This is a genomic window from Burkholderia sp. E168m23 (genome assembly GCF_016586125.1).
GTDB lineage: Bacteria > Pseudomonadota > Gammaproteobacteria > Burkholderiales > Burkholderiaceae > Burkholderia > Burkholderia orbicola.
The window spans coordinates 1-6,461 of the sequence record NZ_BCPP01000358.1 but is presented as its reverse complement, the minus strand read 5'-3'; the positions used below and the strand labels follow the sequence as shown (position 1 = coordinate 6,461).

6 protein-coding genes are annotated in these 6,461 nt (G+C 67.2%); all 6 read left to right on the top strand.

Going from position 1 to position 6,461, the window contains the following annotated elements:
- Positions 1-807 (top strand): iron-containing alcohol dehydrogenase (locus tag JMF90_RS18905; RefSeq protein ID WP_201325312.1); only part of this gene is annotated, 807 nt, incomplete at its 5' end.
- Entirely contained in the window at positions 804-2,081 is a 1,278-nt protein-coding gene (locus JMF90_RS18900) for a four-carbon acid sugar kinase family protein (protein ID WP_201317393.1), read from the top strand. The genes JMF90_RS18905 and JMF90_RS18900, both read left to right, overlap by 4 nt.
- Positions 2,082-2,092: 11 nt before the next feature.
- On the top strand, positions 2,093-3,118 hold the full coding sequence (gene pdxA / locus JMF90_RS18895) for a 4-hydroxythreonine-4-phosphate dehydrogenase PdxA (RefSeq protein WP_011545728.1): 1,026 nt from the start codon (positions 2,093-2,095) through the stop codon (positions 3,116-3,118).
- A 111-nt stretch (positions 3,119-3,229) separates the two neighbouring features.
- Complete coding sequence (locus JMF90_RS18890) at positions 3,230-4,648, top strand: sodium:solute symporter family protein (protein WP_201317392.1); 1,419 nt, start codon at positions 3,230-3,232, stop codon at positions 4,646-4,648.
- A 24-nt stretch (positions 4,649-4,672) separates the two neighbouring features.
- Entirely contained in the window at positions 4,673-5,860 is a 1,188-nt protein-coding gene (locus JMF90_RS18885) for an exo-alpha-sialidase (protein ID WP_011545726.1), read from the top strand.
- 104 nt (positions 5,861-5,964) lie between these two features.
- Positions 5,965-6,461: DeoR/GlpR family DNA-binding transcription regulator (locus JMF90_RS18880; RefSeq protein WP_201325311.1), on the top strand; the 497-nt coding region annotated here is incomplete at its 3' end.

Sequence of the window (6,461 nt, the reverse complement as noted above, 5' to 3'; positions counted from 1 at the left end):
CGGAACTGGCTCGGCATCGACCTGATCAAGCACCCCGGCGTGCCGATGATCCTGGTGCCGACGACGGCCGGCACCGGCTCCGAGGTCACGCCGAACGCAATCGTGACGCTGCCGGACGAATCGTTGAAGGTCGGTATCGTCAGCCGTCACCTGCTGCCGCAGATCGTCATTCTGGACCCCGAACTGACGATCGGCCTGCCGAAGCCGATCACCGCCGCGACCGGCATGGATGCGTTCGTGCACGCACTCGAATCGTACATTTCGACGAAGGCGAACCCGATCAGCGACATGTACGCGATGGAGTCGATGCGCCTGATCGGCGCGAACATCGTCGACGCGTATGAAAACGGCCAGTCACTGAAGGCGCGCGAGGCGATGATGCTCGGGTCGATGTATGGCGGTCTCGCGCTCACCGCCGCCGGTACCGCTGCGGTACATGCGCTCGCGTACCCGCTCGGCGGAATGTTCAACGTCACGCACGGCGTCGCGAACGCGATGCTGCTGCCGCATGTGATGGCGTTCAACCTCGATGCGATCGAAGACCGGCTGGCGAACGTGGCGCGCGCGCTCGATCTCGCGTCGAAAGCCGACACGGACGCCGACGCGGCCCGCAAGCTGATCGACAAGATGGAGGCGTGGACCGCCGCCGTCGACATTCCCCAGGATCTGCGCAAGTTCGGCGTGTCCGAAGCACATCTCGACGCGCTCGCGGTTGCCGCATCGAAGGTCAAGCGCCTGCTCGGCAACAACCCGAAGGCGCTCACGCTCGACGACATGAAGTCCATCTACCGGCGCCTGCTGCCGTGAACGCGCTCGCCCCGCACGCAGCACGGCTGCTGATCGTCGCCGACGACCTGTCGGGCGCGGCCGACTGCGCGGTTGCCGGGTTGCGTCACGGCCTGACGGCCATGGTCATGCTCGATGCCGCGTACGCGGCGGCGCCGCCGCATGGGGTCGACATCCTGTCGATCGACGTGGATTCGCGCCGCTTGCCGAAGGACGTGGCCGCGCGACGCACCGCCGATGCGGTCGCGTCGTTGTCGAGTGCCGGCACGCGCCTCTACAAGAAGGTGGACTCGACGCTGCGCGGCAACTTCGCGGCGGAAGTCGCCGCGCTGGTGTCGCGTGCCGGCATGGCGATCGTATGCCCGGCCTACCCGGCCTCGGGGCGCACGACCATCGACGGCCGCCAATGGGTGCGCGGCGTGCCCGTGGAAGCGAGCGAATACTGGCGCAACGAACACATCCCGGGCACGGCAGATCTCGTTGCATTGCTGTCCGCCGAAGACCTGCGTGTCGCCTACACGGCAATCGGCACGGTGCGCGGCAACGCAAACGCGCTCACCGCGCATCTGCGCGAGCTGCAATCCGACCGCGTGCAAGCCGTCGTCTGCGACGCGGAATCCGACGACGACCTGCAACGCATCGCGCGTGCATCCGCGGCGCTCGACGGCGTGTTCTGGGTCGGCTCGGCCGGCCTGGCCCACGGCGTCATCGAAGCGCTGGGGCCGCCGCATGGCGCGAGCGGCCCGACAGCCGGCGGCCCGCATTCGAAAGGCCCCGTGCTGACGGTCGTAGGCAGCATGTCGAGCATTTCGCATGCGCAGCTGGACTGCCTCAAGGCGAACGCGGGCACCCATCTCGTTGCGCTCGAAGTCAGCGTCTGCGCGCTGGACGACCCGCGAAGCGACGTCACGACCGTGGTAAGCGACGCGCTGCGTGGCGGCCGGCATGTCGTCGTCTCGTTGAGCCAGGCACGGCGCGGCGACGTCGACGACGGGCAGCTGTTCTCCACGCGCCTCGCCGCGCTGCTCGCGCCAGCCGTGCGCCACGCCGGCGCAATCATCGCGACCGGCGGCGAAACGGCACGCGCGCTGCTCACCGCGGCCGGCGCGAGCGCGCTGCGTGTCGTCGACGAAATCGAGGACGGCATGCCGCTGCTCGAATGCCGGCTGCACGGCAACGCACTGCCCGTCGTGACCAAGGCCGGCGGTTTCGGCCAGCCCGAATCGATTTATCACGCCTGGCGCCGGTTTGCGAACACAGGCGAGCCGGCCGACACGGCCCAACCCAATCAGTGAAGGGAATTGCCATGGACAACCGTCCCATCATCGGCATCACCATGGGCGACGCGGCCGGCGTCGGACCGGAAATCATCATGAAGAGCCTCGCGCATGCGTCCGTGTACGAGGAGTGCCGCCCCGTGGTCGTCGGCGACGCCGCGCGCCTGCGCGATGCAGGCCGCAGAGCCGGTGTCGATCTCGAGGTGAGCGCGATCGGCCGTCCGTCCGAAGGCGCGTTCCGCGTTGGCGTCGTCGATTGCATCGACCTCGCGCTGATTCCGGCCGACCTGCCTTATGGAAAGCTGTCGGCGATCGCGGGAGACGCCGCGTACCAATACATCGCGCGCACCGTCGAACTGACGTCGAAAGGCGAGCTCGACGCGATCTGCACCGCGCCGCTGAACAAGGAAGCGCTGCATGCCGGCGGCCACATCTTCCCCGGCCACACGGAAATGCTCGCGCATCTGACCGGCATCGACGAGGTGTCGATGATGCTGGTCGCACCCAATCTCCGGGTGATCCACGTGACGACGCACATCGGCCTGCTCGACGCGATCCGCAAGATCGAGCCGGGCCTCGTGCAACGCACGATCGAACGCGGGCACGACACGCTCGTGCGCGCCGGCATCGCGAATCCGCGCATCGGCGTCTGCGGGATCAACCCGCATGCCGGCGAGAACGGGCTGTTCGGCTACGGCGAAGAGGAAGAGAAGATCGTGCCGGCCGTCGAAGTCCTGCAGGCGCGCGGCTGGGACGTGGAAGGCCCGCTGCCGGCCGATACGCTGTTTTTCCGCGCGGGCCGCGGCGATTTCGACGTGGTCGTCGCGATGTATCACGACCAGGGACACGGGCCGGTGAAGGTGATGGGCCTCGAAGCCGGCGTCAACGTGACGGTCGGCCTGCCCGTGATCCGCACGTCCGTCGACCATGGCACCGCGTTCGACATCGCGGGCAAGGGCATCGCCGACGAACGCAGCCTGCTCGAAGCGTTCCGCCAGGCCGTGGATCTCGCGACGCGGCGCAACGAATCGTCGCCCGTGGCCAGCGCCGCGTAAGCGGCCCCGTACGCAACGACACGCAGCACCGTCGAGCGATACCGGCAGGCACAGGCCGGATCGCTCGACGCATCGAACGCACATCAACCGAAGGTAACGTGGAGACAAGCGATGGCCACCTTCAGTTATTGGGATACCGCCACCATCATCGGGATGGTGGTTGCCTACATCGTGGTGACGAGCGTGGTCAGCATCCGGCTGCGCAGCCGCAATTCCGAACAGTTCATGGTGGCCGGGCGTTCGATGCCGGCGCTGGTGGTCGCGATCCTGCTGATGTCGGAATTCATCGGCGCGAAATCGACCGTCGGCACGTCGCAAGAGGCGTTCTCGGCCGGCATCGCCGCGTCGTGGTCGGTGCTCGCGGCCGCCATCGGTTTCCTGCTCTTCGGCCTGTTCATGGCCCGGCGCCTGTACGCATCGGGTGAATTCACGATCTCCGGATTCATCGCGCAGCGATACGGGCACGGTGCGAAGCTCGCCGTTTCCGCGATCATGATCTATGCGCTGTTCGTCGTGAACGTCGGCAACTACGTGAGCGGCGCGGCGGCGATCTCGACGGTCATGCGCATCAACCTGCCGACGGCCGCCGTCATCACCGCGATCGTCAGCACGATCTATTTCGTGTGGGGCGGCCTCAAGAGCGTCGCATACCTGACGGTCGTGCACAGCGCCGTGAAGCTGCTCGGCATCGCCATTCTGGTCGGCGTCGCGTGGAAGCTGTCGGGCGGTATCGCGCCGATGGCACGGAGCCTGCCCGCGCACTACTTCACGTGGTCCGGTGTGCTGTCGGGCGGCACGATCGGCGCATGGATCATCGGCACGGCCGGGGCGATCTTCTCGACGCAGTTCATCATCCAGGCGATCTCGGCCACCCGCAGCCCCGAGGGGGCGCGTGCATCGTCGCTGATCGCCGCGTTCCTGTGCGTGCCGATCGCGCTCGCGCTCGGCTTCATCGGCGTGGCGGCCAAGTACCTGTATCCCGGCGTCAAGAGCCTGTACGCGCTGCCGGTGTTCCTGCAGCACATGAATCCGATCCTGGCCGGCATCGTCACGACGTCGCTCGTGGCATCGATCTTCGTCAGCGTATGCACCGTCGCACTGGCAATCGCGTCGCTGATCGTGAAGGACTTCTATGTGCCGCGTTTCAATCCGACGCCCGACGTCGAACTGAGAATGACGCGCTGGATCTCGCTGGTCGTCGGCTTCCTGCCGCTGATCTTCGTGCTGTTCGTCCCGCAGATCCTCGCGCTGTCGTTCTTCAGCCGCGCGCTGCGGCTGTCCGTGTCGGTCGTCGCGCTGATCGGCATCTATCTGCCGTTCTTCAGCGGCAAGCGCGGTGCCGTGTCGGCCCTCGTCGTCGCGACGCTCGCCACGACGTTCTGGTACCTGCTCGGCAACCCGTTCGGCATCGACAACATGTACGTCGCACTCGTTACGCCGGCCATCGTGCTGGTGATCGGCAAGCTGCTGTTTCATGGCGATGGCGCGAACCTTCGCGACAAGCCGCTCACGCATCGCGAATCGCACTGATGTCGCCCACCCCAGAGAGATTTCATGAGCACGAACCTCGTTGAAGCGGCGAGCGCCGCGTCGGATCATTGCGTTCGCACGGCCTATGCCGACGCGGAACGGCAAGAGGCGTTTCTGCCCGCCGCCTGCGTGCAGAACCACGCGGCCAACCTGCACTGCCTCGACAACGGCGACCTGCTGTGCGTGTGGTTCGGCGGCACCCAGGAAGGCATTCCCGACGTGTCGATCTACCTGTCGCGTCTTGCGGCCGGGACCGACGAATGGTCCGCGCCGCGCAAGCTGTCGGACGACCCGACCCGCTCCGAACAGAACCCGGTGCTGTTCACCGCGCCCGACGGCCGGCTGTGGCTGATCTACACCGCGCAGTTGTCCGGGCATCAGAACACTGCGATCGTACGCCGCCGCGTGTCGACGGACGGCGGCCTCACGTGGGGTCCCGTCGACACGCTGTTCGACCGGCCGGGGACGTTCGTGCGCCAGCCGATCGTCGCGCTCGACGACGGCACGTGGATCTGCCCGATCTTCTTGTGCCGCACGGAGCCCGGCGAGCGCTGGGTCGGCAACGACGACGTCAGCGCGGTCATGGTGTCCGACGACCAGGGTCGGACGTGGACGCCGCACGAAGTGCCGGACAGCGTCGGGTGCGTGCATATGAACGTTCACGTGCTGCACGATGGGTCGCTGCTGGCCCTCTACCGCAGCCGCTGGGCGGACTTCGTCCACGCGAGCCGCTCGACGGACGGCCGCACGTGGAGCGCGCCCGAGCGCACCGACTTGCCGAACAACAACTCGTCGATCCAGTTCACGGTGCTGCAGAACGGTCATCTCGCGCTCGTGTTCAACGAAAGCGACGCGTCGCACGGCAAGGAGCGCCGTGCTTCGCTGTACGACGACATCGACGACTCGGAGGACAGCGGCGAGCTGCGCGACCAGCAGGCGTCCGTGCGCGGCACCGCGTTCTGGGGCGCGCCGCGCGCGCCGATGTCGCTCGCCATCTCGGAGGACGGCGGCCGGACGTGGCCGCGCCGCCGCAACCTCGAAATCGGCGACGGGTACTGCATGACGAACAACTCGGCCGACCAGCGCAACCGCGAATACTCGTATCCGTCGATCGTGCAGTCGCGGGACGGCGCGTTGCACATCGCGTTCACCTGGTTCCGCCAGAAGATCAAGTACGTGCGCGTCGACGAAACATGGGTTCGCGGCCGATGACGCTCCCCGCGGCAACTGGGCGGTCACTGCGGCAATTCGATAAACTTGTCGGTCCAGAGGCGCGCCATGGTGCGCCGAATCGATCAGACCAGGAATTCACGCACATGAAAGTGACCAGGCGCCGGGAGGCGATGCTGCAGGCCGTGCTCGGGGGCATGACGGACGTCGCGACGCTGTGCGAGCACTTCGGGATGTCCGAGGCGACGGTGCGTCGCGACCTGCGTGCGCTGGCGAGCGACCGCCGCATTCTGCGCACGTACGGCGGTGCCGCCGCGGTCGGCGGCCACGAGCCCGAGCCGTCGCTCGAGGAGCGGCGCATCAGCTCGCAGGAACAGAAGGAAGCGATCGCGCACGCGGCGAGTTCGTTCGTCGAGGACGGCGACACCGTGTTTCTCGACGGCGGCACCACGACGGCAGCGCTCGCGCGTCTTCTCGCGGGCCGGACGGACGTTCACGTGGTCACCAACAACCTGCTGATCGTGAGCCCGCTCGTGTCATCGGGCGTGCACGTGACGGTGATCGGCGGCGACGTGCGGTCGTCCAGCATGAGCACGCTCGGGCCGCTCGCGCAAATCGCGCTGAGCCGGCTGAGCGTCGACAA

Bases quoted from the DNA above. Each gene is read 5' to 3' on its own strand.
- pdxA (WP_011545728.1), top strand. From the start codon at position 2,093: ATGGACAACCGTCCCATCATCGGCATCACCATGGGCGACGCGGCCGGC.
- JMF90_RS18890 (WP_201317392.1), top strand. From the start codon at position 3,230: ATGGCCACCTTCAGTTATTGGGATACCGCCACCATCATCGGGATGGTG.
- JMF90_RS18885 (WP_011545726.1), top strand. From the start codon at position 4,673: ATGAGCACGAACCTCGTTGAAGCGGCGAGCGCCGCGTCGGATCATTGC.